Below are 25099 nucleotides of genomic sequence, written 5' to 3'. Positions count from 1 at the left end.
CCGGGTGTTACACGGGCGCCCGCTCCCGGTTACACCGCCGGTACGCGCACCTCAGCCCGGCCGGGACCCGGCGGTGAGGTGGGCCGCTCCGTCACCGGCCGGCCGCGGCGAGGGCGCTCTCCACCCCCGCCTCCTTGGGCCCCAGGAAGTGCGGATCCGGCTCGAACAGGGCGTCCAGGGCGGCCTTGCCCGCCGCGAACACCTCCCGCGTCCCGCCGTAGTACCAGGTCACGTCGTGTACGGCGTCGACCCCGACGCCGTACGCGTCGATCCCCGCGGCCCGGCACAGCGCGATCGCCCGCCGGATGTGGAAGCCCTGGCTCACGAGCACGGCCCGCTCGACCCCGAAGATCTTCCGGGCCCGCACGCAGGAGTCCCAGGTGTCGAAGCCGGCGAAGTCGCTGACGATCCTGCGGTCCGGAACGCCGTGCGCGACCAGGAACGTGCGCATGGCATCCGGCTCGTCGTACTCCGCCCGGCTGTTGTCACCGGTCACCAGCACGACCTTCACCTTCCCGTCCCGGTAGAGACCGGCCGCGGTCCGCAGCCGGTTCGCGAGATACGGGGACGGCCTGCCGTGCCACAGCCCGGCGCCGAACACCACCGCGACCTGCTGCTCGGGCACGTCCGCCGCCGTCCTGACGCGGGCGTCGGCGACCGTGTGCAGCCAGGTGGCCGGTGCCAGCGCGAGCACGCACGCCACCATCACCCCCTGGACGGTCAGGCGCCGCCCCCGCCGGGTCCGCGGCAGCCTCGGCCGCAACCGGGCGACGGCCCCCCGCAGCGCGCGGACCGCCCGTCCTCCCCACGGCTTCAGCCGCATCGAAGCCCCCGTCCCTGGTGTCGTGTCATGCCGTCCCCTCTCCCGTTTGACGAGCGGACGCCCGAAACGGTTCTCCGCCGGGGCCGTCGGTAGCATCGGCCGATGTTGCTCCCACGGCTGATCGCCTCCGATCTCGACGGCACCCTCCTGCGCGATGACGGCACCCTCTCCCCGCGCACCCTGCGAGCCCTGCGCACGGCCGAGGACGCCGGCGCGGAGATCGTCATCGTCACCGCCAGACCGCCCCGCTTCGTCGACCGGCTGGCCGAGGCCACCGGCCTGACGGGCACGGCGGTCTGCAGCAACGGGGCGCTCGTCTACGACGTCGGGACCCGCACCGTCGTCTCCTCCCGCTTCCTGTCCCTGGCCACGGCCCGGCAGGTGGCCACCGCTCTGGCGGCCGCGGTGCCCGGGGTGGGCTTCGCCCTGGAGAACGGCAACCAGGTGGTGTACGAACCCGCCTACCGGCTGCGCATGTCCGACGACGTCGGCGCCGAGCTCCCCGTCCCCTCCCTCGCCGACCTGTGGCTGACCGAGGCCCCCGTCACCAAGCTGCTCGCCTGGTCGGACCGGCTCGACGCCGACACCCTGCTCGCAGCGGCCCGGCAGGGCACGGGCGACGAGGTGCAGCTCACCCACTCGGGCGGCCGCGGCCTGCTGGAGATCAGCGCGCCCGGCGTCACGAAGGCCGGCACCCTGGAGATGGTCTGCGCCGCCCGGGGCATCGACGCGACCGAGGTCGTCGCGTTCGGCGACATGCCCAATGACCTCACGGTCCTCGGCTGGGCGGGCACCGGTTACGCCATGGCCAACGCCCACCCCTCCGTGCTGGCGGCCGTGGCGGCGCACACCGCCACCAACGAGGAGGACGGGGTCGCCCAGGTCATCGAGCGGCTGTTCGCCGAGCGGGTGCGGCCGGCGGCCGCGGTCCGGGACGGCCAGCTGACACCGGGCGCCTGACACCGGGCACGGGCTTTCGGTGAGGTGGCGGAAAACGGCTGTGACCGGCGCGCAACGACGCGGCAACCTGCGCCCTGCACCATCGGTCCATGACGCAGTCGGCACCGGAACGCCCTGAGCAGTCCCTGCCCCTCGACAGCACGGCGCAACTGCTGACCCGTATCACCGCACAGCTCGGCACCCAGCTCAGCCTCGTCTCCCTGAACGGAACCCGACGGCCCATGGACCGCACCCCGCAGCAGCCCCCGCTCAGCAACGTGAGCCCCCTCCTGCCCGCCGCCCCCGCCCTCGTCGCCGTCGCCCACGGCAGCCGGGACCCGCGGGCGCTGCACACGGTGACGGAGCTGCTGGACCGGGTCCGGGAACTGCGGCCGGGGCTCGACGTCCGGCTCGGCCACATCGAGCTCAACGAACCCCTCCTCCCGCACACCCTGCGCGTCCTGGGGAGCGGCGAGGCGGTCCTCGTGCCCCTGCTGCTCGGCCGCGGCTACCACGTGAAGCAGGACATTCCGGAGGCCGTCGCCGGCGCCCCCGCCCTGCGCACCCGTACCGCCGGCCCCCTCGGACCGCACCCGCTGCTGGTCGAGGCGCTCCACGGCCGGCTCGCCGAGGCCGGCTGGCGGACCGAGGACGACGGCAACCGCAACAGCGCCGTGGTCCTGGCCGCCGCCGGTTCGCGCGACCCCGAATCGGCCGCCGACACCCGCCGCACCGCGCACCTGCTCAGCGAACGGCTCGGCGGGGTGCCCGTCGTGCCCGCGTACGCCTCCGCCGCGACGCCCACCGTCCCGGCCGCCCTGCGGGCGCTGGCCGCCCGCGGCCGCCGACGGGTCGCCATCGCCTCGTACTTCACCGCCCCCGGACGCTTCGCCTCCGTCGCGGCGGCGGAAGCGCCGTGGATCGCGGCCGCCCCGCTCGGCGCCCACCCGGCCATGGCACGCCTGCTGCTCCACCGCTACGACCAGGCACGCGCGGGCGGCGCACCCGCACACGAAACCCTGATGAACACACGTTTCCTCGCCTCCGCCTGAGCTCTCCTGTCAGTCCGGCGGATTAGTGTCGGCCCCATGAACGGCACGGACGGCACGGAGACGACGTACGGCACGCAGGCCCCCGGCACGGCCCCCTACGGCGCCGCCGACGCGGAGCGCTGGGACACCGAGCCGGACAAACGGCCCGGCCGCACGGCCTTCCAGCGCGACCGCGCCCGGGTGCTGCACTCCGCGGCGCTGCGCAGGCTCGCCGGGAAGACCCAGGTCGTCACCCCGGGCACCCGCAGCCACGTCTGGGACGCCAGCCCGCGGACCCGGCTCACGCACTCGCTGGAGTGCGCGCAGGTCGGCCGCGAACTCGGCGCGGCGCTCGGCTGCGACCCCGACCTCGTCGAGGCGGCCTGCCTCTCGCACGACATGGGCCACCCGCCCTTCGGGCACAACGGCGAACAGGCGCTCAACGACTTCGCCTCCGACTGCGGCGGCTTCGAGGGCAACGCCCAGTCGCTGCGGCTGCTGACCCGCCTCGAACCCAAGCGGTTCGTGCCCGACACCCGCACCGGCGAGCTGGTCAGCGTCGGGCTCAACCTCACCCGCGCCGCGCTCGACGCCGCCACCAAGTACCCCTGGCCCCGCGGCGCCCATCCCACCGAACCCGGATCGCCGAAATTCGGGGTGTACGAGGACGACCTGCCGGTCTTCCACTGGTTCCGCAAGGGCGCCCCGCACGGCCGCAAGTGCTTCGAGGCCCAGGTGATGGACTGGTCCGACGACGTGGCGTACTCGGTCCACGACTTCGAGGACGGGCTGCACGCCGGGCACATCGACCCCAACTGCCTCGAAGCCGAGCCGGAGCGCCAGGACATCGCGTCCGTCGCCATCGGACGGTACGTCCCCGCGGACACCGATCCCCAGGAGCTGTCCGACGCCCTCGACCGGCTCATCGGCCAGGACTGGTGGCCGCACGGCTACGACGGATCGGCCGTCGCCCAGGCCCGGCTCAAGGACGCCACGAGCCAGCTGATCGGCCGGTTCTGCCTCGCCGCCGAGAGCGCCACCCGCCGGGCCCACGGCACCGGACGCCTCAGCAGATACGGCGCCGAGCTCGTCGTGCCCCGCGAGACACGGAACGAGTGCGCGGTCCTCAAGGCCGTCGCCGACCGCTACGTCATGCAGCGCGCCGAGCAGGAGGCGATCCGCGCCGACCAGCGGATCGTCATCGCCGAGCTGGCCGCGGCCCTGACCGCCCGGGCCCCCGAAGGGCTGGAGCCCCAGCTGCGCGCGCTCTACGAGAGCGCCCCCGACGACAGCGCCCGCAAGCGGGTCCTGGTCGACCAGATCGCCGCCCTCACCGACGCCTCGGCCCGCGCCCTGCACCACTCGCTCACCGCGCCCCGCACCTGACCGCACCGCACCGCCCCGGTCCGGCCGAGGGACCCGCCCCGGCCAGAGGCGTCACCGGAGCCCGCTCTCCGCGACTCCGGCCGCCACGCCCCCGGCGCCCGGTTTCCGCCGCCCCGGGGCGCTCCCGGTTCTCGCCTCTCCCGGGCATGTCCCGGGGCAGCGGGGCGCGGCGATGACGATCGGCCATGTCGCGGGTGGTGTGCTGGGTACACGTACCGCGACGCGCGGGGACGCAGGCCCCGTCGGCGGCACCCTGCTCGACCGGGTACTGGCCCCGGTCGGCAGACTGGTCCCATGACCACGGGGTGTGACCTGATCGGGTCACACCCTCTTTCGCCATCACGCTGCGTGCGGGACGCTCGCAGTTGGCGCCGCGCAGCAAGCACCGAGGAGGCATCAAGTGGTCGACGCACATCGGACGTTCGTCATTGTCGGCGGAGGGCTGGCCGGAGCGAAGGCAGCGGAGACGCTCCGCTCGGAGGGGTTCAGCGGCCGGGTCATCCTGATCGGCGATGAGCGCGACCATCCGTACGAACGACCGCCGCTCTCCAAGGGCTACCTCGGCGGGAAGGAGGACCGCGACAGCGTCTTCGTCCACGAGACCGCCTGGTACGCGGGTGCCGACGTCGAACTCCACCTCGGCCAGCCCGTCACCGCGCTGAACCGCGAAGCGCGCTCCGTGGAACTCGGCGACGGCACCGTCGTCCACTACGACAAGCTGCTCCTGGCCACCGGCGCCGAACCACGCCGCCTCGACATCCCGGGCACCGACCTGGCGGGCGTCCACCACCTGCGCCGCCTCGCCCACGCCGACCGGCTGCGCAACGTGCTGGCCGCCCTCGGCCGCGACAACGGCCACCTGGTGATCGCCGGCGCCGGCTGGATCGGCCTGGAGGTCGCCGCGGCGGCCCGCGGATACGGCGCCGAGGTGACCGTCGTCGAACCGGAGGCCACCCCGCTGCTCCGGGTCATCGGCCCCGAGCTCGGCCAGATCTTCACCGACCTGCACAGCGACCACGGCGTCCGCTTCCACTTCGGCGGCCGGCTCACCGAGATCGTCGGCCAGGACGGCATGGTCCTCGCCGTCCGCACCGACGACGGAGAGGAACACCCCGCCCACGACGTCCTCGCCGCGATCGGCGCCGCCCCGCGCGCCGCGCTCGCCGAGGCGGCGGGCCTGGACATCGCCCCCCGCGAGCAGGGCGGCGGCATCGCCGTCGACGCCTCGCTGCGCACCAGCGACCCGCACATCTACGCGGCCGGCGACGTCGCCAACGTGGCCCATCCCCTCCTCGGCGGCCGGCTCCGCGTGGAGCACTGGGCCAACGCGCTGAACACCGGCCCGGCGGCGGCCCGCGCCATGCTCGGCCAGGACGTCGCCTACGACCGGGTGCCGTACTTCTTCTCCGACCAGTACGACCTCGGCCTCGAGTACTCGGGCTGGGCGCCGCCGGGCAGCTACGACCAGGTCGTGATCCGCGGCGACGCCGGCAAGCGGGAGTTCATCGCGTTCTGGCTGAAGGACCGCAAGGTGCTGGCCGGTATGAACGTGAACGTGTGGGATGTCACGGAGACCATCCAGGAGCTGATCAGGAGCGGCCAGCCGATCGACCCGGACGCGCTGGCCGACCCCTCGGTGCGCCTGCTCTCCCTGGTCTGACCCCGCCCCTACCCGGGGCCGGGCCCCTGCGGGGGGCGGCGCCTTGTCATGGTCGCCCCTTGCCGGGGGACCTTGCGGGGTGCGGCCCCTGTTTTGGTTGCCCCTTTCCGGGGCGGAGGGTTCCGTCCTCAAGCGCCGGACGGGCTTGAGATGTGCGGGTCCCCGTGCGGGGTGCGGGTTGCTCCGGCGGGCCGGTTCCGTCCTCAATCGCCGGACGGGCTTGTGTGGTGCGGGTGCTCCGCGAAGTTCCGCGCCTGTCCGGTGGGTGGGGGTTCGGGGTCCCTCCGGGGCGTCTCCTCAGACGACGAACGTTCGGCGGGTACGCAGCCGAACCCGGGTCGATGTTCGTCGTCCTGCGGGGACTCCCCTGCACGCCCCCGAACCCGCCCGCCGTGCGTGTGCGACAGTCGCAGGGCCGGTGTGCACACGCGACTGAGGCCGGGTGGGGGCGTGCAGGGGAGTCCCCGCAGGAAATGGCGTACGACTCCGGTCCTTTTCCCACCCGCCCGCACATGCCATTTCTGAGGAGTCTCCCCGGAGGGACCCCACCCCCACCCACCGGACAGAGGCGAACACCCGCACAACACCGCGCACCCGTACCACCACAGCCCGTCCGGCGCTTGAGGACGGAACCCCGCGCAACGCGGAGCACCCGCACCACCAAGGGAACCCGCACCCCGCAAGGGGCCCCGCCGCCCCGCGGAGCACCCGCACCCCGCCCCCCAGACCGCGGCGGGGCCGATGGAGACGGGCTGTCGTAGTCCACCCGTAGACTTCACTCGTGGCAGGCAGGATCAACGATGACGACGTGAAGGCGGTCCGGGACGCGGTCCCGATCGACGCCGTCGTTTCGGAGTACCTCCAGCTGCGCAACGCGGGCGGGGGGAACCTCAAGGGCCTGTGCCCCTTCCACGACGAGAAGTCCCCGTCGTTCCAGGTCAGTCCGAGCAAGGGTCTCTTCCACTGCTTCGGCTGCCAGGAGGGCGGCGACACGATCGCCTTCGTGCAGAAGATCGACCACCTGACGTTCGCGGAGGTCGTCGAGCGGCTCGCCGCGAAGGCCGGCATCACCCTGCGGTACGAGGAGGGCGGGTACAACCCGTCCCACCAGCGCGGTGAGCGGATCAGGCTGGTCGAGGCACACAAGGCGGCCGCCCAGTTCTACGTGGAGCAGCTGGACGGCCCCGAGGCCGAGATCGGCCGCAAGTTCCTGGCGGAGCGCGGCTTCGACCAGGCGGCGGCCGCGCACTTCGGCGTGGGCTACAGCCCGGCGGGCTGGGACCACCTCACCCGGTACCTGCGCGGCAAGGGCTTCAGCGACAAGGAACTGATCGCCTCGGGCCTCTCCCAGGACGGCAGGCGCGGCCCCATCGACCGCTTCCGGGGCCGGCTGATGTGGCCGATCAGGGACACCTCGGGCGAGGTCGTCGGATTCGGCGCCCGCAAGCTGCGCGACGACGACAACGGCCCGAAGTACCTGAACACCCCCGAGACGGCGATCTACAAGAAGTCCCAGGTGCTGTACGGCATCGACCTGGCCAAGAAGGACATCGCGAAGGCCAGCCGGGCCGTCGTCGTCGAGGGCTACACCGACGTGATGGCCTGCCACCTCGCCGGGGTCACGACGGCCATCGCCACGTGCGGCACGGCGTTCGGCGGCGATCACATCAAGATCCTCCGCCGCCTCCTGATGGACAACGGCAGCGCCCGGGTGATCTTCACCTTCGACGGGGACGCGGCCGGCCAGAAGGCCGCTCTGCGCGCCTTCGAGGACGACCAGAAGTTCGCCGCGGAGACGTACATCGCGATCGCCCCGGACAATATGGATCCGTGCGATCTGCGCCTGGCCAAGGGCGACGAGGCCGTCCGCGACCTGGTCGAACCCCGCACGCCGCTGTTCGAGTTCGCGCTCCGTCAGATCGTCTCCCGTTACGACCTGGAGACCCCGGCGGGGCGTGCCGCCGCGCTCGACGAGGCGGCACCGGTCGTCGCCAAGATCAAGACGGGCAGCGTGCAGCGCGAGGTCGCCGTCCAGCTGGCCGGCTTCGTCGGCATCCTGGACCAGGAGTACGTCGTGCACCGGGTCAACCAGCTCGCCCAGTGGGCCCGGGGCCGCGGCGACCGGGGCCCGGCGCCCGCCGCGCGCGGCGGTTCCCGGCGTCAGGAGGTCCACGCGTCCGCCGCACCGCAGTCCGGCCCCGCGCTCAATCTCCGCAGCCCGGCCCACCGTACCGAGCGGGAGCTGCTCAAGCTCGCCCTGCAGAAGCCCGCCCTGGTCTCCCCGGCGTTCGACGCGTACGGGGTCGACGAGTTCACCGCCCCGCCGTACGCAGCGGTCCGCCAGTGCATCGCGGAGGCGGGCGGAGCGGAGCTGGGTGTCCCCGAGACCCGCGAGTATCTCGTGCAGGTGCTCGACGCGACCCCCAATGACGCGGTGCGCAAGCTGGTCACGGAGCTCGCGGTCGAGGTCTTCCACGGCAAGACCATCGACGAGGCGTACGCGGGCGAGCACCTGGTCAAGGTCCGCCTGCGCGCCGTCGACCGCCGGATCAACGAGGTCCAGGGCAGCCTGGCCCGCCTCGGCAGCAACGTGTCTCCGGACCACCTGGCCGCCGCGCAGAACGAGGTGTGGGTCCTCCAGCAGTACGCCCAGTCCCTGCGCAACCACGGCGCCGCGGCGCTCTGAGGGCGTCCCGGGCCGCCAGGTCCCGGCCCGCGTCCTGGTAATCGCCCGGTCACGGCACGGATTCAGAAAGTCCCCGCACGCCCCTCGTGGCGGCTGTGTGTCGTACCCCACACTGGGTGGCGGTGCCTGAGTCATCGGACGCGCGGCCGGCCCACCGAAGGGTGGTCCTCCCTCTCCGCGGTCCGGCAGCGATCACCTGGAGGTCGCCCCCGTGCAGACCCGGACCGTGACCGAGACCGAGCGTGTCCCGGCCTTTCCCGTGCAATCCCGGGCCGTTCACCACCCCGAGGCCGCGGCGGACCCGCCGACACCCCTGGCAGCCCCGCAGAACCCGCCCGAATCACCACCGGAGCCGCCCGAGGCCGTCATGGAGGAGTCGGAGCTCACCGAACCGCCGGAGCCGCGCAGCCGCCCCGAGACCGGGGGGCCCTCGTCCGATCTCTTCCGCCAGTATCTGCGGGAGATCGGCCGCATCCCGCTCCTTTCGGCCGCCGAGGAGGTGGAACTCGCCCGCTGCGTGGAGGCCGGACTGTTCGCCGAGGAGCGCCTGGCCCGGACCCCGGACCCCGACACGCGGCTGGCCGTCGACCTGGACCGGCTGGTGGTGATGGGGCGGATGGCCAAGCGCCGCCTCATCGAGGCCAACCTCCGGCTCGTCGTCTCCGTGGCCAAGCGTTACGTGGGCCGCGGTCTGACGATGCTGGACCTGGTCCAGGAGGGGAACCTGGGGCTGATCCGGGCGGTCGAGAAGTTCGACTACGCCCGCGGCTACAAGTTCTCGACGTATGCGACCTGGTGGATCCGTCAGGCCATGTCCCGCGCGCTCGCCGACCAGGCGCGGACCATAAGGGTCCCGGTCCACGTCGTCGAACTCATCAACCGCGTGGTCCGGGTCCAGCGCCGGATGCTCCAGGAGCGCGGCTACGAGCCGACGCCCGAGGAGGTCGCCGAGCAGCTGGACCTGACACCGGAACGGGTCGGGGAGGTCCTGCGCCTGGCCCAGGAACCGGTGTCCCTGCACGCCCCGGTCGGTGAGGAGGACGACGTCTCGCTCGGCGACCTCATCGAGGACGGCGACGCCGCGTCCCCGGTGGAGTCCGCGGCTTTCCTGCTGCTGCGCGAACACCTGGAGACGGTGCTCTCCACGCTCAACGAGCGCGAGCGCAAGGTGGTCCAGCTGCGCTACGGGCTGGCCGACGGGCGGCCGCGCACGCTGGAGGAGATAGGGCGGATCTTCGGCGTGACCCGCGAACGCATCCGGCAGATCGAGTCCAAGACCCTCAGCAAGCTCCGGGACCACGCCTTCGCCGACCAGCTCCGCGGCTACCTGGACTGAACAGCCCGGGCAGCCGCGGCCGGTCACTGCCCTAGTCGACCTCGGCGACCGCCTGCGCGAACTGCGCCGCGTACAGCCGGGCGTAGGCGCCGTCCGCTTCCAGCAGCTCGTCGTGCGTGCCCTGTTCGACGATGGCACCGTTCTCCATCACCAGGATGACGTCGGCGTCCCGGATGGTGGAGAGCCGGTGCGCGATCACGAAGCTCGTACGACCGTGGGCCAGGCCCGCCATCGCCTTCTGGATCAGCACCTCGGTACGGGTGTCGACGGAGCTGGTCGCCTCGTCGAGCACCAGTATCACCGGGTCGGACAGGAACGCCCGGGCGATGGTGATCAGTTGCTTCTCGCCCGCGCTGACGCCCGAGCCCTCGTCGTCGATGCGGGTGTCGTAGCCGTCGGGCAGGGTGCGGATGAAGCGGTCGGCGTGGGCCGCCCGCGCCGCCTCCTCGATCTGCTCCCGGGTGACGTCGCCCGAGGCGCCGTAGGCGATGTTCTCCGCGATGGTCCCGCCGAACAGCCAGGTGTCCTGGAGGACCATGCCGATGCCCGAGCGCAGGTCGTCGCGCGACATCTTCGCGATGTCGGTGCCGTCGAGGGTGATCCGGCCCCCGGTGACCTCGTAGAACCGCATCAGCAGGTTGACCAGCGTCGTCTTGCCGGCGCCGGTCGGTCCGACGATCGCGACCGTGTGGCCCGGCTCGACGCTCAGCGACAGGTCCTCGATGAGCGGCTTGTCCGGGTCGTAGCGGAACGAGACGTTCTCCAGCGAGACGTTGCCGCGCAGGATCCCGGGGTGCTCGCCCTCGCCCTTCGCCGGGTCGGCGCCCTGTTCCTCGGCGTCCAGCAGTTCGAAGATCCGCTCCGCCGAAGCCACCCCGGACTGCACCAGGTTCGCCATCGAGGCGACCTGGGTCAGCGGCATGGAGAACTGACGCGAGTACTGGATGAAGGCCTGCACGTCACCGATCGACAGGGCGCCCGAGGCGACCCGGAGCCCGCCGACGACCGCGATCAGGACGTAGTTGAGGTTCGACACGAACATCATCAGCGGCTGCATGATGCCGCTGTTGAACTGCGCCTTGAACCCGGCCTCGTACAGCGCGTCGTTCTGCTCGGCGAAGTCCCGCGCCGACTCCTCCTGCCGCCCGAAGACCTTCACCAGGGTGTGGCCGGTGTACATCTCCTCGATGTGGGCGTTGAGCTTGCCCGTCACCTTCCACTGCTGGACGAACTGCGGCTGGGAGCGCTTGCCGACCCGTGTCGCCACGACCACCGACAGCGGCACCGTCACCAGCGCGATCAGCGCCAGCAGCGGCGAGATCCAGAACATCATCACGAGCACGCCCACGATGGTGAGCAGCGAGTTGATCAGCTGCCCCATCGTCTGCTGCAGCGTCTGCGAGATGTTGTCGATGTCGTTCGTCGCCCGGCTCAGCACCTCACCGCGCTTGGCCCGGTCGAAGTACGACAGCGGCAGCCGCGCCAGCTTGGTCTGGATGTCCTCGCGCATCTGGAAGACGACCCGGTTGATCACCCGGATCGACAGCCGCGTCGACACGAGCATCAGCAGGCCGGCCCCGACGTAGACGGTCAGCGCCACGAGGAGCACCCGGCCGATCGCGTCGAAGTCCATGCCCTGCCCCGGGGTGAAGTCCACCTTGGAGAGCATGTCGGCCAGGCCGCTGTTGCTGTGGCGCAGGCGTTCGACGGCCTGCTCCTTCGTCGTCCCCGCGTCCATGCCCCGGCCGACGACCCCGGCGAACACCAGGTCGGTCGCCTTGCCGAGGATCTTCGGGCCGACCACCGAGAGCGCCACACTCAGCGCCACGGCCACCAGCATCACGTACAGGGTGGCCTTCTCGGCCGCGAAGCGCTTCAGCAGCCGCTTCGTGGAGCCCTTGAAGTCCATGGACCGCTCGGTCGGCGCCCCGCCCGCCATCATGCGTCCGCCAGGCCCGGCCATTACGCGGCCTCCGCTTCCGTCAGCTGCGAGAGAACGATCTCCCGGTAGGTCTCATTGCCGTCCATCAGTTCGTGGTGACTGCCGGAGCCGACGACACGGCCCTCATCCAGCACCAGGATCCGGTCGGCGTCGCGGATGGTGGACACCCGCTGCGCGACGATCACCACGGTCGCCCCCCGCGTCTCCCGCAGCAGCGCCGCACGCAGCGCCGCGTCCGTGGCGTAGTCCAGGGCCGAGAAGGAGTCGTCGAAGAGGTAGATCTCCGGCCGCTGCACCAGCGTCCGGGCGATCGAGAGCCGCTGCCGCTGCCCGCCGGAGACGTTGGTGCCGCCCTGTGCGATCGGCGCGTCGAGCCCGTGCTCCAGTTGCTCGACGAACTCCTTGGCCTGCGCGATCTCCAGCGCGTGCCACAGCTCCTCGTCGGTCGCGTCCGGATTCCCGTAGCGCAGATTCGTCGCGACCGTCCCGGAGAACAGGTACGGCTTCTGCGGGACGAGACTCACGGTCTTCGCCAGCAGGGCCGGATCCACCGTCCGTACGTCCGTGCCGTCGACCAGCACCTGGCCGTCCGTCACGTCGAACAGCCGGGGTACGAGACCGAGCAGCGTCGACTTCCCGCTGCCCGTGGACCCGATGATCGCCGTTGTCTCACCGGCCCGCGCGACCAGGTCCACCGAGCGCAGGACCGGCTCCTCGGCACCGGGGTAGCGGAAGTCCGCACCGCGCACCTCCAGATGCCCTCGGACCGTGAGCTCGCGCACCGGGTCGACCGGCGGTACCACGGAGGAATCGGTCTCCAGGACTTCCTGGATGCGCTCGGCGCAGACCTCGGCACGCGGCACCATCATGAACATGAAGGTGGCCATCATCACCGACATGACGATCTGCATCAGATAGGAGAGGAACGCGGTCAGCGCGCCGATCTCCATCCCGCCGCTGTCGATCCGGTGCGCGCCGAACCAGACGACGGCGATCGACGATACGTTCACGACCGTCATCACGGTCGGGAACATCAGCGCCATCAGCCGCCCGGTGGACAGCGCCACGTCGGTCAGTTCGGTGTTGGCGCCCCGGAAGCGCTCCTCCTCGTAGGCGTCGCGGACGAAGGCGCGGATGACCCGGTTGCCGGTGATCTGCTCGCGCAGCACCCGGTTCACGGTGTCGAGCCGCTCCTGCATGGTCCGGAACAGCGGACGCATCCTCCGCACGATGAGGCTCACCGCGATGCCGAGGACCGGCACCACCGCGAGCAGCACCGCGGAGAGCGGGACGTCCTGGCCGAGCGCCATGATGATGCCGCCGACGCACATGATCGGCGCGGACACCATCAGCGTGAAGGTCATCAGGACCAGCATCTGGACCTGCTGCACGTCATTGGTGGTACGGGTGATCAGGGACGGCGCGCCGAAGCGGCCGACCTCCCGCGCCGAGAACGACTGCACCCGGTCGAAGACCGAAGCCCGGATGTCGCGGCCGAGGGCGGACGCGGTGCGGGCGCCGATGTAGACCGCCCCGATGTTGCACACCACCTGGGCGATGCTGACGACGATCATGACACCGCCGTACTGGACGATGTAGCCCGTGTCGCCGCGGACGACACCGTTGTCGATGATGTCCGCGTTGAGCGTGGGCAGATAGAGCGTGGCGCAGGTCTGCAGCAGCTGGAAGACGACCAGCAGTGCGATCGGTTTCTTGTACGGACCGAGACAGGCCCGCAGGAGTTTTATGAGCACGCGTGTCTCTCGGAGTCGGCGAGGTCGGGAGTCGACCCATTTTCGGGTACCGCCCACCGGGACAGCGAACGTTTTTATTCAAGTCCAGGTCAAAAAACGGACCCGGTCCACATTTTCGGGGGCGGGTCCCGGCCGAGCGGCCGGGACCGTCACCGAGGGCAGTCGCCTCAGCGCACCCCGTCGAACGCCCCGGGATGGATCTGGTCGCGCGTCGCCACGTACTGCTGGCGTACCGCCTGTCCGACCGGCAGCTCCTCGCCCGGCTCCAGCACCTGCGCCGCGGCGCCCTGCCACGCCGGGGGAGTGCGCCCGTCCAGCTTCCCCTGGGAGACGCCCAGCGCCCAGGCCGCCTGCCGGGCCGCGCCCAGCGCCGCGTACTGGGCCGGCTGCGGCACGACCACCTGGGTCCCCAGCAGCGCGGGGGCCAGCCCCTGCACGGCCGGCAGCTCGGCGGCGGCTCCCAGCAGGAACACCCGCCGCACCTCCACCCCCCGGCCGCGCAGCACGTCGAGCGCGTCGGCCAGCGAGCACAGCATCCCCTCGAACGCGGCCCGCGCCAGGTGCTCCGGCTTCATCGACTCACGCCGCAGCCCGCTCAGCGTTCCGGCGGTGTGCGGCAGGTCCGGGGTCCGCTCACCCTCCAGGTACGGCAGCAGTACGAGCCCAGAGGAGCCCGGCGTCGACTTCAGGGCCAGCGCCGACAGCTCCTCCAGCCCGTCCAGCCCCAGCATCTCGGCGGTCCCGCGCAGGGCGCGTACCGCGTTGGACGTGTGGACCACCGGAAGGTGCATCCCGGTCGCGTCGGCGAACGACGTGATCATCCCGGTCGGGTCCGCCAGCGCCTCGTGGTGCACCGCCATCACCGAACCCGACGCCCCCAGCGACACCACCGCGTCACCGACCGCGACCCCGAGCCCGAACGCCGCCGCCATGGTCTCGCCGGTCCCCGCGGAGATCAGCAGCCCCTCGGGCGTCGTCCCCGCCGCGTCGGCCGGACCGAGCACCTCCGGCAGCGCCGCCTGGCGGCCGAGCGCGAGCTCCACCAGGTCGGGCCGGTAGGACGCGGTGCCCGCCGACCAGTAACCCGTCCCGGAGGCGGCCCCCCGGTCGGTGGTCCGCCGGGCCGGCCGGCCCAGCAGCTGCCACACCAGCCAGTCGTGCGGCTGGAGCACCGCGGCGACCCGCTGCGCCATGTCCGGCTCGGTCCGCGCCAGCCAGCGCAGCTTCGACACGGGCTGAGCGGCCTGCGGCACCGACCCGACCGCCTCCGCCCAGGCCTGCCGCCCGCCGAGCCCGTCGATCAGATCGGCCGCGGCGACCTGCGCCCGCCGGTCGTTGCCCAGCAGCGCCGGACGCACGAGGTTGCCCTGGTGGTCCAGCGGCACGAGCCCGTGCTGCTGCGCCGACACCCCGATGGCCTGCACGCCTTCGAGCAGCCCGCCGGCGGCGGCCTCACCGAGGGAGAGCAGCCACGCCTGAGGATCGACCTCGGTGGCCTTCGCGTCGACGGGATGTGCGGCGTATCCCTGGCGCAGTACGGCACCCGTGTCCGTATCGCAGACCACGATGTGCGTGAAGGCGGAAGAACTGTCCAAGCCGGCGACTATGCCCATACACAGATTCTGCCGCACCACCGGAGGTTTCCCGACCGGTGGTGCGGCAGACGTGAGGACGTGGACTCAGGTGTTGGTCGTCCCCCAGTCGTCCTCGCCGTTCGCCCCGCGCCCGCGCCGCGACCGCACCCGGTCGGCCACCGACGCCGGCACCTTGTCGCCGACCTTCTCCTCGACCGCGTGGTACGCCTTCCCGGCGAACTCACGGCCGCTCTGGGCCGCCGTCTCGCAGGTGTTGCGCACGGCCGGGTTCTGGGCGAACTGGCGTGCGGACTTCTTCAGCTGCTCGTAACGCTCGCGCCCGGCACGCGTGCCGAGTACGTATCCGAGGGCCACTCCGGCGATGAACGTGAGCCGGTACCGCATGGCTGCCACCCTTCCTTCGCTCCGTGCGACGTGTGCTGCTCGCCTACCCGCGGACGCCCGAGATCACCCCGGGCGATACCGATTGGCAAAGCACCCCCCTGCTTGCGCTAATGTATGTGTCGCAGCGAACGCGCGCCGCCCGGCAGCAGCCAGGCAGGTACGTTCGAGGCAACGCCACCATCCCCTGTAGCTCAATTGGCAGAGCAGCCGGCTGTTAACCGGCAGGTTACTGGTTCGAGTCCAGTCGGGGGAGCGCGATCCCCTGTAGCTCAATTGGCAGAGCATTCGGCTGTTAACCGGAGGGTTACTGGTTCGAGTCCAGTCGGGGGAGCGAAACGGAAGAGGACCCTGCGGGGTCCTTTTTCGTATGCCCGGAGCCGGCCCGCGAGGGGCCCGTCAGGGTGGTGCCGGAGTGACTCTTTCGCGTCAACCTGCGCCCAGGTGGAACCGGGCAGCGGACAGCGCGGTCTTCATGGTCATGAGTAGCCGGGCAGTCGGAGCGAGAGATCGTATGACCGGCTATGCTGCGGCAGACGGCGCGTACACATGTACGCGCCACGCCGAGACGGGGCGGTAGCTCAGCCGGTTAGAGCAGCGGACTCATAATCCGTCGGCCGTGGGTTCGAGTCCCACCCGCCCCACCCAGCATCCCCAGGCAGAATCGTTCTGACCTGGGGCAACGTGGAATGCGCGACCGGTGTCGTGCGGTATTCGGCGCACGTCGCGCGGTACGGAACACCGCTGTCGCGGCAGACCCACGGACTCCGGATACGTCTGGTCCGCCCCGGTGGGGTGATCGCATGAGCGTGCGTGGCGACCCGCCCCCACACCTCCCGTGGAAGTGCCAGACGTTCCTGGGCGTGACCGTGGGTTCCCGGTGCGGTGCGCCTACGTCTTCCAGTCAGCGAGCCCTCTCCGCGTGGCCGCCGGCCGGGTGGTGAACGCGGCGGCAGGGCTCCCGGGCCGTCGGGTGACGTGTTCGACGTCCCCGCCCGCCGGTCCAGGAGCCCCGTTGCCTTCCGGCCCCGCGCCCGGCCGCGTCCCCGTCTCCGCGGCGCGGCAGGTCACAGAACCGAGTGCCCGCGCCCTCGCTGACGAGGACCCGCGGTCACCTCATGCGGGGCGGCGGGTGCTACCAGACCCTGATCTTCGTGATCTTGTGGATGGGCTGGCCGGTGACCGTCCCGAAACTCCACTTCTCGACGGTCGCGCTGGTCGCCGGTGCGCCCAGCCGCGGCACGTAATCGAACGTCACCTTGTTGTTGCCGGTCCAGATCTGGTCCACGCCGTAGATCGCCACGCTTTCCACGCCCGCGTTGGCGAAGCAGAGGGAACCGCCTGCGTTGTGAATCGTCAGGTAACCCATTTCCGAGCAGCCGACGCGGTTGAGGGCGGACGCCGACGAGGCAGGCAGTACAACGGCGAGGGATCCGGCCGCCACGACTACCGCGAGGCGTGTGAGGAAGCGCTTCACTGGTGAGTTGTTCCTTCCATGGTGGTGCGGTGCCGCCGAGGGCCACAGCACGAGGCGGCATCGCAGGGACGCACGCGCGCCCCCTCGTCGAAACGAGGAGAAGGGCACTCCCGTTCATCACGGGAGCGTCCTCCTCCGGACGCGGTCGTGATCTCCCTCCGGAGGAAGCCGTCTCTTCCCGGGGCAGCGGCCCTCCGCCTCCTGGGAGCGGGAAGAAGGCGGCACGGAAGCAGGGGAGCCTGCGCGTGCGACCGAGGCACGGCCCCGGTCGCACGGTCCTCAGCAGGGCCGGTAGTCCAGGCTGGGAAGCACGACGGACCTGAAGTACGCGCGCAGGTGGGCCGTGTCGGGGTCTGCTCCCGTCACCGCCCGCTGCCCCACCATCGCGCCGAGCACCAACGGGGGGAAGTAGGGGACGGCGGGACAGTCTCCGGACACTTCCCCCCGCTCGACCGCACGGCACACGAGCAGACGCAGGGCCTCCAGGTGTCCCTCGACGACATGTCTGCGCAGGGCTTCGGCGAGATCGCTGTCGCCGCGTACCGCGTGCGTCATCGAGGAGAGCAGACGCGCGGTCTGTCCCCCGTCCTCTCCCGCCCTCACGGCGACCTCGTCCAGATCGCCCGCGAGAGTGCCGGTGTCGACGGCGTCGATACGGATGCGTTCGCTCTGTTCGAGGGCCGCTGCCACCAGCTGGGTCTTGTGCGACCACCGGCGGTACAGAGTCGCCTTGCTGGTGCGCGCCTTCGCGCTGACCAGGTCCATCGTCAGTGCTTCGAAGCCCACGTCCTTGAGCACTTCCCGGACCGCCGTGAAGATGATGCGCCGGCGTTCTTCGCTCAGCCGGGACGGGCCCCGGGCCGGGGTTGTCGGTGTCGTCCGCATGAGAGGTTCCCCGTTCGGTAGCGGTGGTCGGACTGGTGACGGGGCGAGGGCCGGGCCGGGGTGCGCTCGGCCGCGGTCAGGGACGTGTGGACACGGGGTCCGTCGTGGCGGAACCCCGCACACGCTCGATTCCGGATCACGTACCGGACGGGCTGAACCCACGGAGGGTTCCCGCCGTTCCAAGCGTCGGGTTCATCAGCACCCCACGGAGACGAGCTGCGGCACGTTTCCGGGACGGCAGCCGCCGACGGCCGCGAGCAGGACGCCGGCGCCCTTCACGAAAGGACCGCACTCCCATGCCGGTCATCAACAACCCTCTGCCGGAGCGCGACCGCGAGACCGCGGGTGCGGCGCTGCAGGCGACCCTGGCCGACCTTCTCGACCTGTCACTGGTGGCCAAGCAGGCCCACTGGAACCTGTACGGCCCGCGCTTCCGCTCGGTTCACGTCCAGCTCGACGAGGCCGCCACCCTCGCCAGGGACCACGCCGACACCGTGGCCGAGCGTGCGGCCGCCCTGGGCGTCAGCCCGGACGGACGGGCCGCGACCATCGCGGGAACCAGCGGGGTCCCCACTTTTCCGTCGGGCTGGACCAAGGACGGCGACGCCGTCGAGGCCTTGGTGCACGCGCTCTCGGCCGTGACCGGGAGGCTGCGGAAGCGAATCGTCGAGATGGGCGCGGTGGATGTCGTCAGCGAGGACCTCCTCATCGGCATCACGGCCGACCTGGAGAAGCAGAGCTGGATGTTCCAGGCGGAGAACCGGGCCTGACCGATCTTCCTGGGGTCGGGGGTCGGGGGTCGGGGGTCGGGGGTCTGGTCTGCGGCCTGCGGTCCGCGGCCTGGGACGGGCTCCGTCACCGGCCCCTGAGGGAGCGGGCATGTGAACAGATGTCATGACCTGCGGCGATGTGTGAACCGTTGTGAGGTTCCGCCCGTTGAGTGAGCGAACGGTTGTCGTCCGGAGTGGAGAAGAACATGGCCGTCGAGGGAACGAGCACTGACCGGTTCGAACCGGTACGAGCGGCGCTGTCGGCGCACCTCGAAGCCGGCGAGGAGCTGGGGGCGTCGATCGCCGTCGATGTGGACGGGGTCATGGAAGTCGACCTGTGGGGTGGCCACGCGGACGAAGCGCGGACCGTTCCGTGGCACCGGGACACGTTGGTGAGCATGTGGTCGACCACGAAGACCCTCACCAGTCTCGCGGCCCTCGTCCTCATCGACCGGGGCGCACTGGATCCCAACCGCCCGGTCGCGCACTACTGGCCCGAGTTCGCCGCCCGGGGGAAGGAGCACATCGAGGTGCGGCACGTCCTGGCCCACACCTCGGGACTCTCCGGCTGGGAGCAGCCCTTCTCCGTGGAAGACCTGTACGACTGGCCCACCGCGAGTGCCCGGCTGGCCGCGCAGGCGCCCTGGTGGGAGCCCGGATCCGCATCGGGCTACCACGTGCAGACTCAGGGGCAGCTGGTGGGAGAGCTTGTCCGTCGGGTCAGCGGCCGCACTCTGAGGGAGTTCGTCGGCACCGAGATCGCCAAGCCGGCACAAGCCGACGTCCAGATCGGTGCCCGTCGGGCCGACTGGCCGCGTATCGCTGATCTGGTGGCCCCCTCGCCGCTCTCCGGTATACCCGCCGGCGTCGATCCCGAGGGGATCTTCATGAGGACCTTGATCGGGAGCCCCGCCCGTGACGAGCACGTGGACACCCCGCAGTGGCGCTCCGCCGAACTCGGAGCCGTCAACGGGCATGGCAACGCACGAGGTATGGCCCGTGCCCTCTCCGTCATCTCACGGGGCGGCCGGGTGAACGGCCACCGGCTCCTCTCCGCGGAGACCGTGGACCGGGTGTTCGAGGTACAGGCCGACGGGGTCGACCTGTTCCTGGGCGTCCCCGTCCGCTGGGGCATGGGCTACGCACTCGCCGACGAGAGGACCATGCCGCACATGCCCACCGGGAGGATCTGCTTCTGGGTCGGCCGGGGCGGTTCGATCGTCATGATGGACCTCGACCGGCGCGTCACGTTCTCGTACACGATGAACCGGGTGGGCGAGGGACTCCTCGGTTCGGAACGCACCCACAGCTACATCAAGCACGTCTACCAAGCCCTGGCATCCACCGACTGAGGTGCGCCCGGTCCCCGGCTCTTCCTCGGGCGGCGGGACGAACAGCGGCACCGCGGAGCCGGTGACCGTCCCCCACGGCCCATCCGGTGTCCGCGAACGAGCGGCTCATTCCGGGTGAACCGGTCCGGCCGTCCCGTCGTCGTACGAGATGAAGGGCGCTCCACTCCGGTGACCGGGTGAGAGCGAGGCCCCGCTCCACTCGAGCCGCAGGCAGGCAGCCGCTCTCCGCGCCGCTGCCCCCGGCGGCCACCAGCACTCCGATCCGTGCTGATCGCTCAGCACGGGCCGGACGTGGCGAACTCACGCACCGGCCAGGTGACTCGGGGCCCTGTCCCGCCAACGCACCGGCCTTCTCCGCCTGCACGGTCCATCCAGGACCATCAACGACCAAGAGGGATTTCACGCATGCGCATCACCCGTCTGGCCCGCCCGACCCGCAGATCCGCGCTGCTCGGTGTCACCGCGGCCGTAGGACTGTCCGTCGCCGCCCTCACCCTGCCCGGTACCGCCGGCGCGGCGCCCCACCACCCGACACGTCCGACCATCGTGCTCGAACACGGAGCCTTCGCCGACGCCGCGAGCTGGGACGGTGTCGTCACCCGACTGCAGCGTGCGGGCTATCCGGTGGTGTCCGCCGCCAACCCGCTGCGGGGTCCGGCGACCGATGCCGCCTACCTGCGCAGTGTCCTCGACCACATCGACGGGCCCGTGGTCCTGGTCGGTCACTCCTACGGCGGCACCGTCATCAGCCAGGCCGCCGCCGGCCTCGAGGACAAGGTCAAGGCGCTGGTGTACATCGCGGCGTTCCTGCCGGACGCCGGCGAGAGCTCGATCGGACTGACGAACAAGTTCCCCGGCAGCACCCTCGGCGAAGCCGTCGAGTCCGTCAACTACTCCCTGCCCGACGGTGGTCAGGGCGCGGACGTGAACATCAAGCCGGAGGAGTTCCGCGGCCAGTTCGCCGCGGACGTGCCGGCGGACAAGGCCCGGCTCATGGCAGCCGGGCAGCGCCCGATCGCCGCCGCCGCCCTGGAGGAGAAGTCCACCGAGGCCGCCTGGAAGACGATCCCCTCCTGGTCGCTGGTGACCACGGAGGACCGCAACATCCCGGTGGCGGCGCAGCGCTTCATGTCGGCCCGCGCCGAGGCGCGCACGACGACCATCGACGCGTCGCACGCGGTGTCCGTATCCCGCCCCGACGCGGTCACCCGCATCGTCGAGCAGGCGGCCCGCACCGTGTGACGGCCGGCGGCTCCGCCCTGTCACCTGCCCCACCCCACCGCACGGCCGTGCCCGGCCGGGCACGGCACGATCAGACGCATTCTCACCGGAAGGCAGCAACCACCATGGCGTTCATCACCGTCGACCAGGAAAACTCCACCAGCATCGAGCTGTACTACGAGGACCACGGCACGGGACAGCCGGTCGTGCTGATCCACGGCTACCCGCTCGACGGCCACTCGTGGGAGAAGCAGTCCGCCGCGCTCCTGTCGGCCGGCTACCGCGTGATCACGTACGACCGGCGCGGTTTCGGCCGCTCCAGCCAGCCGACCACCGGCTACGACTACGACACCTTCGCCGCCGACCTGAACGTGGTCCTGGAGACCCTCGACCTCGAGGACGTCGTTCTGGTCGGCTTCTCGATGGGCACCGGCGAGGTCGGCCGCTACCTGGGCACCTACGGCTCCGCCCGGGTCGCCAAGGCCGCCTTCCTCGCCTCCCTCGAACCGTTCCTCCTGAAGACCGACGACAACCCCGGCGGTGTCGACGGCACCATCTTCAAGGACATCGAAGGCGCCGTCACCGCGGACCGCTACGCCTACTTCACCGCGTTCTACGAGGACTTCTACAACCTCGACGAGAACCTCGGCACCCGCATCAGCGAGGAAGCCGTCCGCAACAGCTGGAACGTCGCCGCCGGCGCCTCCTCGTACGCCTCCCTGGCCTGCGTGGCCACCTGGTCCACCGACTTCCGTGCCGACCTGCCCAAGATCGACGTGCCGACGCTGATCCTGCACGGCACCGCCGACCGCATCCTGCCCATCGAGGCCACCGGAGAGCGCTTCCACGAGGCACTTCCGCAGGCCGACTACGTGGTCATCGACGGCGCCCCCCACGGCCTGCTGTGGACCCACGCCCAGGAAGTCACCGACGCCCTCCTCGCGTTCCTCGCCAAGTGACCGGCGGCCGACGCCTCACCTGCCGCGAGGCGGCACGCGGCCGGTTACGCACCGGGCGGGAAGCCGAGCCGTACCCCCGCTGCCCCACCGCGGGACCATGAGCCGCGGGAGGCATGCCGTCGAGCCGGTGACAGGGGCCGACGCGCGTGAGCGCGGAAGCACGACCGGACAGCCGGGCCCGGACATCGTCCGGCCTGACGCTCCGACACGAGACGCCTGCCCACCTCACGGGGCGGGCGTCTCGCCGGTTCGCACGCATGCGCAGGGCTGACGTGTTGCGTTCGGTCGTAGTCCTCCGACGGACGCCGGGCGCGGCGTCGACCGCGCCGCTTCGGGCTTCTCGGAGCCGGGCGCGGACGGGGGCCTGGCGGGGATGGGGAGCCCGGCGTTCCGGAGACGGCCCGGCACCAGCACGGCCCCGGACCGACCCGTCGCCGTGGCGCGACCGCACAGCGCCCCCGAGGCGGGCACCCCTCCGGAGAGGGGCAGGTATGTTGACATACCTATAGCTTCATACTTAGGCTGCGCGTATGCCCGAGCACGCCCCTTCCGCGCAGGACCTCGACCGCATGGCCACCGGCCTCGCGGCGTCCCTGCCTGCGCTGGCCCGGGCTCTCGACCGGCAGGTCGGACGTGAGTTTCCGTACCCGAAGCCGCCCGACGCCCAGCTCGCGCTGCTCCGCCATGTGCAGGCCCACGACGGGACCACTGTGCGCGCGGCAGCCGAAGTGCTGCTGATGAAGCCCAACAACGTCAGCGCCCTGGTCACCCAACTCACCGAGCGGGGACTGCTGGAGCGTCTGCCCGACCCTGCCGACAAGCGGGTCGTCCATCTGCGTCTGACCCCGACCGCGCGGCAGCGTCTGGCCGAGGTCCAGGACGTGATGGCCGCTCACGTGGCGCGCGCGTTGCGCGCGATGACCGAGGGCGAGCGTGCCGCCCTCGGTTCGGCGGTGGGTGCGCTCTCCGCGCTCAGCCGGCACCTTCACACCCGCGCCTGACCCCGGCCCCCCGGCACCGTCACTTCCGCGCCTGACCCCGGCCCCCATGGGCACCGTCACTCCCGCGACTGACCCCGCCCCAGGCGGCCGGCTGTCCCGTGCTCCGGCCGCTGCACGTGCGTGCGGCCGGGCTTCCGGCCGCACGGGCCCCGCCGTGGTCCCCACGTGCTCCCTCCCGCGGTCGTACCTCCCCCTCGAAAGAGAACTGGCACATCCATGTCTTCCGCCCTTGCCGACTCCTCCACCGCGCATACCCACGCGCCGCCCGCCGGCCGTCCGAGCGGCCGGCGCGCCAACCCGTGGCTGACCCTGACCGCCGTCGCCTTCGGCCTGTTCATGGTCGGCCTCGACGGCTCGGTCGTCTCCATCGCGAATCCCGAGATCGGCCGGGACCTCAACGCCTCCACCTCCGATCTCCAATGGGTCACCAACTCCTACCTGCTGGCCCTCGCCGCCGCGCTCATCCTCGGGGGCAAGCTGGGCGACCGGTTCGGACGCCGAACCTTCTACCTGGTCGGGGTCGCGGGCTTCACTCTCTCCTCCGTCGCCATCGGCCTCTCGGGCTCCATCGAGGGCGTCATCGCCTTCCGCGCGGTGCAGGGCTTCTTCGGCGCCCTGCTGATGCCCAACACGCTCGGCATGCTCCGGGCGGTCTTCCCGCCGAAGAAGTTCGGCATGGCGGTCGGGATCTGGGCGATGGTCTCCTCGGTCTCCACGGCCCTCGGCCCCATCGTCGGCGGACTGCTCGTGCAGCACGTCAGCTGGGAGTCCGTCTTCTACATCAACGCCCCGATCGGCGTCCTCGCCCTGGTCTTCAGCGCCCTCGTGCTGCCGCAGAGCAAGAACGGCGCCGCGGCTGAGGAGAAGTTCGACATCCTGGGCGTCGTCCTGCTGGCGCTCGGTCTGCTCGCCGTCGTGTTCGGGGTCGTCAAGGGCGAGAGCTGGGGCTGGGCCTCGGGCGGCACCCTGGGCGCCATCGGCGCCGGGCTGGTGATCCTGCTCGCCTTCGGTCTCTACGAGACCCGGGTGGCGACGGCCCCCTTGCTGCCCATGCGCCTGTTCCGCAACCCGACGCTGACCATCGGCACGGTCATCACCGCGCTGAACTTCTTCGTCCTGCTCGGCGTGATCTTCTTCGTCATGCTGTACCTCCAGAACGTCCGCGGCTTCACGCCCGTCGAGGCCGGCGTGCGCACGCTGCCGCTGAGCCTCGCCTCCGTCGTCGCCTCCCCGCTCGGCGCGGCGCTGACCGGCCGGTTCGGGCCGCGGCTGACCATGCCCCTGGGGATGGCCCTCCAGGCGGTCGCCTGTCTGGCCATGCTCGGCTGGGGCGTCGACTCGTCCTACGCCACGATGTGGCCGCCGTTCATCGCGCTCGGCCTGGGCGTGGGCATGGTGATGTCGTCCTCCTCCGACGCCATCGTCGGCAACGCACCGGTCAAGGACGGCGGCGTGGCGGGCGGTCTGCAGGCGACCGCCCTGCAGATCGGCGGCGCCCTCGGCACATCCGTACTCGTCTCGCTCATCAGCAGCCGGGTCGGGTCCACCCTCACCGCCGAACTGACCTCCGCCGGAGCGCCCGCCCGGGCCGCCTCCGGTCTGAGCGAGGCGAAGGACGCCGTGGCGATGGGCGTCGCACCCGTCTCCGACACGATGCCCGCCCAGCTCAGGGCCGCCGTCGTGGACGGCAGCCACCAGGCGTTCATGAACGGCGTGCACACCGCCGCGCTGGTCGCCGGAGTGCTGTGCGTCCTCGGCGCGCTCGTGGCCGCCGCCGGGGTACGCCGTGGCTCCGAGGCGGCCGGCCACTGAGAGGGCGTGCCTGTACGGGGAGTGGTCCCGCGACGCAGCGGGGCTCCTCCCCGTACAGGCCCAACGGGCCCGGCAGAGGCCCGATCCGC

19 protein-coding genes and 3 tRNA genes are annotated in these 25099 nt (G+C 71.5%); 15 read left to right on the top strand and 7 right to left on the bottom strand.

From position 1 onward, the window contains the following. Window positions 1-91: 91 nt before the first annotated feature. Complete coding sequence (locus E6R60_RS04755; protein WP_136325130.1) at window positions 92-823, bottom strand: ElyC/SanA/YdcF family protein; 732 nt, start codon at window positions 821-823, stop codon at window positions 92-94. A 117-nt stretch (window positions 824-940) separates the two neighbouring features. On the opposite strand from E6R60_RS04755, the gene E6R60_RS04750 reads away from it, so the two are divergent. The 6 genes from E6R60_RS04750 to E6R60_RS04725 all read left to right on the top strand — a co-directional run bounded on the left by E6R60_RS04750 (window position 941) and on the right by E6R60_RS04725 (window position 9861). Next, window positions 941-1783 (top strand): Cof-type HAD-IIB family hydrolase, encoded by an 843-nt coding sequence (locus E6R60_RS04750; protein ID WP_136325546.1) that lies wholly within the window; start codon window positions 941-943, stop codon window positions 1781-1783. Between the two features lie 89 nt (window positions 1784-1872). Beyond that, a complete protein-coding gene (locus tag E6R60_RS04745; protein WP_136325129.1) occupies window positions 1873-2814 on the top strand; it encodes a sirohydrochlorin chelatase in 942 nt (313 codons plus the stop codon). A gap of 36 nt (window positions 2815-2850) precedes the next feature. Continuing rightward, the gene (locus E6R60_RS04740; RefSeq protein ID WP_136325128.1) at window positions 2851-4179 is read left to right on the top strand and encodes a deoxyguanosinetriphosphate triphosphohydrolase; all 1329 of its coding nucleotides are present in this window, start codon (window positions 2851-2853) and stop codon (window positions 4177-4179) included. A 400-nt stretch (window positions 4180-4579) separates the two neighbouring features. Then, entirely contained in the window at window positions 4580-5839 is a 1260-nt protein-coding gene (locus E6R60_RS04735) for an FAD-dependent oxidoreductase (protein ID WP_136325127.1), read from the top strand. 781 nt (window positions 5840-6620) lie between these two features. Next, the gene (gene dnaG, locus E6R60_RS04730) at window positions 6621-8525 is read left to right on the top strand and encodes a DNA primase (RefSeq protein ID WP_136325126.1); all 1905 of its coding nucleotides are present in this window, start codon (window positions 6621-6623) and stop codon (window positions 8523-8525) included. A 211-nt stretch (window positions 8526-8736) separates the two neighbouring features. After that, window positions 8737-9861 carry an RNA polymerase sigma factor gene (locus E6R60_RS04725; RefSeq protein ID WP_136325125.1) on the top strand — a complete coding sequence of 375 codons (1125 nt, stop codon included), beginning with the start codon at window positions 8737-8739 and terminating at the stop codon, window positions 9859-9861. 31 nt (window positions 9862-9892) lie between these two features. Here the strand turns inward: E6R60_RS04725 and E6R60_RS04720 are convergent, their stop codons facing one another. The 4 genes from E6R60_RS04720 to E6R60_RS04705 form a co-directional block, all read right to left on the bottom strand. Next, a complete protein-coding gene (locus E6R60_RS04720) occupies window positions 9893-11824 on the bottom strand; it encodes an ABC transporter ATP-binding protein (RefSeq protein WP_136325124.1) in 1932 nt (643 codons plus the stop codon). Beyond that, window positions 11824-13557 (bottom strand): ABC transporter ATP-binding protein, encoded by a 1734-nt coding sequence (locus E6R60_RS04715; RefSeq protein ID WP_136325123.1) that lies wholly within the window; start codon window positions 13555-13557, stop codon window positions 11824-11826. The genes E6R60_RS04720 and E6R60_RS04715 overlap by 1 nt, the downstream gene beginning before the upstream one ends. Before the next feature lie 167 nt (window positions 13558-13724). Continuing rightward, complete coding sequence (locus E6R60_RS04710; protein ID WP_136325122.1) at window positions 13725-15170, bottom strand: FGGY family carbohydrate kinase; 1446 nt, start codon at window positions 15168-15170, stop codon at window positions 13725-13727. A 66-nt stretch (window positions 15171-15236) separates the two neighbouring features. Further along, window positions 15237-15536: a YtxH domain-containing protein gene (locus E6R60_RS04705; protein ID WP_136325545.1), complete on the bottom strand. Its 300-nt coding sequence runs from the start codon at window positions 15534-15536 to the stop codon at window positions 15237-15239. Between the two features lie 180 nt (window positions 15537-15716). On the opposite strand from E6R60_RS04705, the gene E6R60_RS04700 reads away from it, so the two are divergent. The 3 genes from E6R60_RS04700 (at window position 15717) to E6R60_RS04685 (ending at window position 16177) form a co-directional block, all read left to right on the top strand. Further along, window positions 15717-15789: transfer RNA gene (locus E6R60_RS04700), tRNA-Asn, on the top strand. A 5-nt stretch (window positions 15790-15794) separates the two neighbouring features. Next, window positions 15795-15867: transfer RNA gene (locus tag E6R60_RS04695), tRNA-Asn, on the top strand. A gap of 236 nt (window positions 15868-16103) precedes the next feature. Next, a tRNA-Ile gene (locus tag E6R60_RS04685) sits at window positions 16104-16177 on the top strand. A 491-nt stretch (window positions 16178-16668) separates the two neighbouring features. Here the strand turns inward: E6R60_RS04685 and E6R60_RS04680 are convergent. Both E6R60_RS04680 and E6R60_RS04675 read right to left on the bottom strand, forming a co-directional pair. Next, the gene (locus E6R60_RS04680) at window positions 16669-17010 is read right to left on the bottom strand and encodes a beta/gamma crystallin domain-containing protein (protein WP_136325120.1); all 342 of its coding nucleotides are present in this window, start codon (window positions 17008-17010) and stop codon (window positions 16669-16671) included. A gap of 279 nt (window positions 17011-17289) precedes the next feature. After that, window positions 17290-17895, bottom strand: coding sequence for a TetR/AcrR family transcriptional regulator (locus E6R60_RS04675; protein ID WP_136325119.1), 606 nt, complete (start codon window positions 17893-17895; stop codon window positions 17290-17292). Window positions 17896-18191: 296 nt separating this feature from the next. On the opposite strand from E6R60_RS04675, the gene E6R60_RS04670 reads away from it, so the two are divergent. The 6 genes from E6R60_RS04670 to E6R60_RS04645 all read left to right on the top strand — a co-directional run bounded on the left by E6R60_RS04670 (window position 18192) and on the right by E6R60_RS04645 (window position 25010). Beyond that, window positions 18192-18665, top strand: a complete 474-nt coding sequence (locus E6R60_RS04670; RefSeq protein WP_136325118.1) for a DNA starvation/stationary phase protection protein — start codon at window positions 18192-18194, stop codon at window positions 18663-18665. Between the two features lie 170 nt (window positions 18666-18835). After that, window positions 18836-20017 (top strand): beta-lactamase family protein, encoded by a 1182-nt coding sequence (locus E6R60_RS04665; protein WP_240802392.1) that lies wholly within the window; start codon window positions 18836-18838, stop codon window positions 20015-20017. A gap of 405 nt (window positions 20018-20422) precedes the next feature. Continuing rightward, window positions 20423-21259, top strand: coding sequence for an alpha/beta hydrolase (locus E6R60_RS04660; protein WP_136325117.1), 837 nt, complete (start codon window positions 20423-20425; stop codon window positions 21257-21259). A 104-nt stretch (window positions 21260-21363) separates the two neighbouring features. Further along, the gene (locus tag E6R60_RS04655) at window positions 21364-22197 is read left to right on the top strand and encodes an alpha/beta hydrolase (protein WP_136325116.1); all 834 of its coding nucleotides are present in this window, start codon (window positions 21364-21366) and stop codon (window positions 22195-22197) included. Between the two features lie 530 nt (window positions 22198-22727). Further along, on the top strand, window positions 22728-23198 hold the full coding sequence (locus tag E6R60_RS04650) for a MarR family winged helix-turn-helix transcriptional regulator (RefSeq protein ID WP_136325115.1): 471 nt from the start codon (window positions 22728-22730) through the stop codon (window positions 23196-23198). A gap of 216 nt (window positions 23199-23414) precedes the next feature. Continuing rightward, complete coding sequence (locus E6R60_RS04645) at window positions 23415-25010, top strand: MFS transporter (protein WP_136325114.1); 1596 nt, start codon at window positions 23415-23417, stop codon at window positions 25008-25010. Window positions 25011-25099: the final 89 nt, after the last annotated feature.

This window comes from Streptomyces sp. A0642 (assembly GCF_004795105.1).
GTDB lineage: Bacteria > Actinomycetota > Actinomycetes > Streptomycetales > Streptomycetaceae > Streptomyces.
The sequence above is the reverse complement of the archived record's forward strand: the minus strand, read 5'-3'. Positions and strand labels throughout refer to the sequence as shown.

Coding starts and splice junctions, on each gene's coding strand:
- E6R60_RS04650 (WP_136325115.1), top strand. CDS start 22,728: ATGCCCGAGCACGCCCCTTCCGCGCAGGACCTCGACCGCATGGCCACC.
- E6R60_RS04755 (WP_136325130.1), bottom strand. CDS start 823: ATGCGGCTGAAGCCGTGGGGAGGACGGGCGGTCCGCGCGCTGCGGGGG.
- E6R60_RS04670 (WP_136325118.1), top strand. CDS start 18,192: ATGCCGGTCATCAACAACCCTCTGCCGGAGCGCGACCGCGAGACCGCG.
- E6R60_RS04675 (WP_136325119.1), bottom strand. CDS start 17,895: ATGCGGACGACACCGACAACCCCGGCCCGGGGCCCGTCCCGGCTGAGC.
- E6R60_RS04740 (WP_136325128.1), top strand. CDS start 2,851: ATGAACGGCACGGACGGCACGGAGACGACGTACGGCACGCAGGCCCCC.
- E6R60_RS04645 (WP_136325114.1), top strand. CDS start 23,415: ATGTCTTCCGCCCTTGCCGACTCCTCCACCGCGCATACCCACGCGCCG.
- E6R60_RS04655 (WP_136325116.1), top strand. CDS start 21,364: ATGGCGTTCATCACCGTCGACCAGGAAAACTCCACCAGCATCGAGCTG.
- E6R60_RS04745 (WP_136325129.1), top strand. CDS start 1,873: ATGACGCAGTCGGCACCGGAACGCCCTGAGCAGTCCCTGCCCCTCGAC.
- E6R60_RS04705 (WP_136325545.1), bottom strand. CDS start 15,536: ATGCGGTACCGGCTCACGTTCATCGCCGGAGTGGCCCTCGGATACGTA.
- E6R60_RS04710 (WP_136325122.1), bottom strand. CDS start 15,170: ATGGGCATAGTCGCCGGCTTGGACAGTTCTTCCGCCTTCACGCACATC.
- E6R60_RS04660 (WP_136325117.1), top strand. CDS start 20,423: ATGCGCATCACCCGTCTGGCCCGCCCGACCCGCAGATCCGCGCTGCTC.
- E6R60_RS04720 (WP_136325124.1), bottom strand. CDS start 11,824: ATGGCCGGGCCTGGCGGACGCATGATGGCGGGCGGGGCGCCGACCGAG.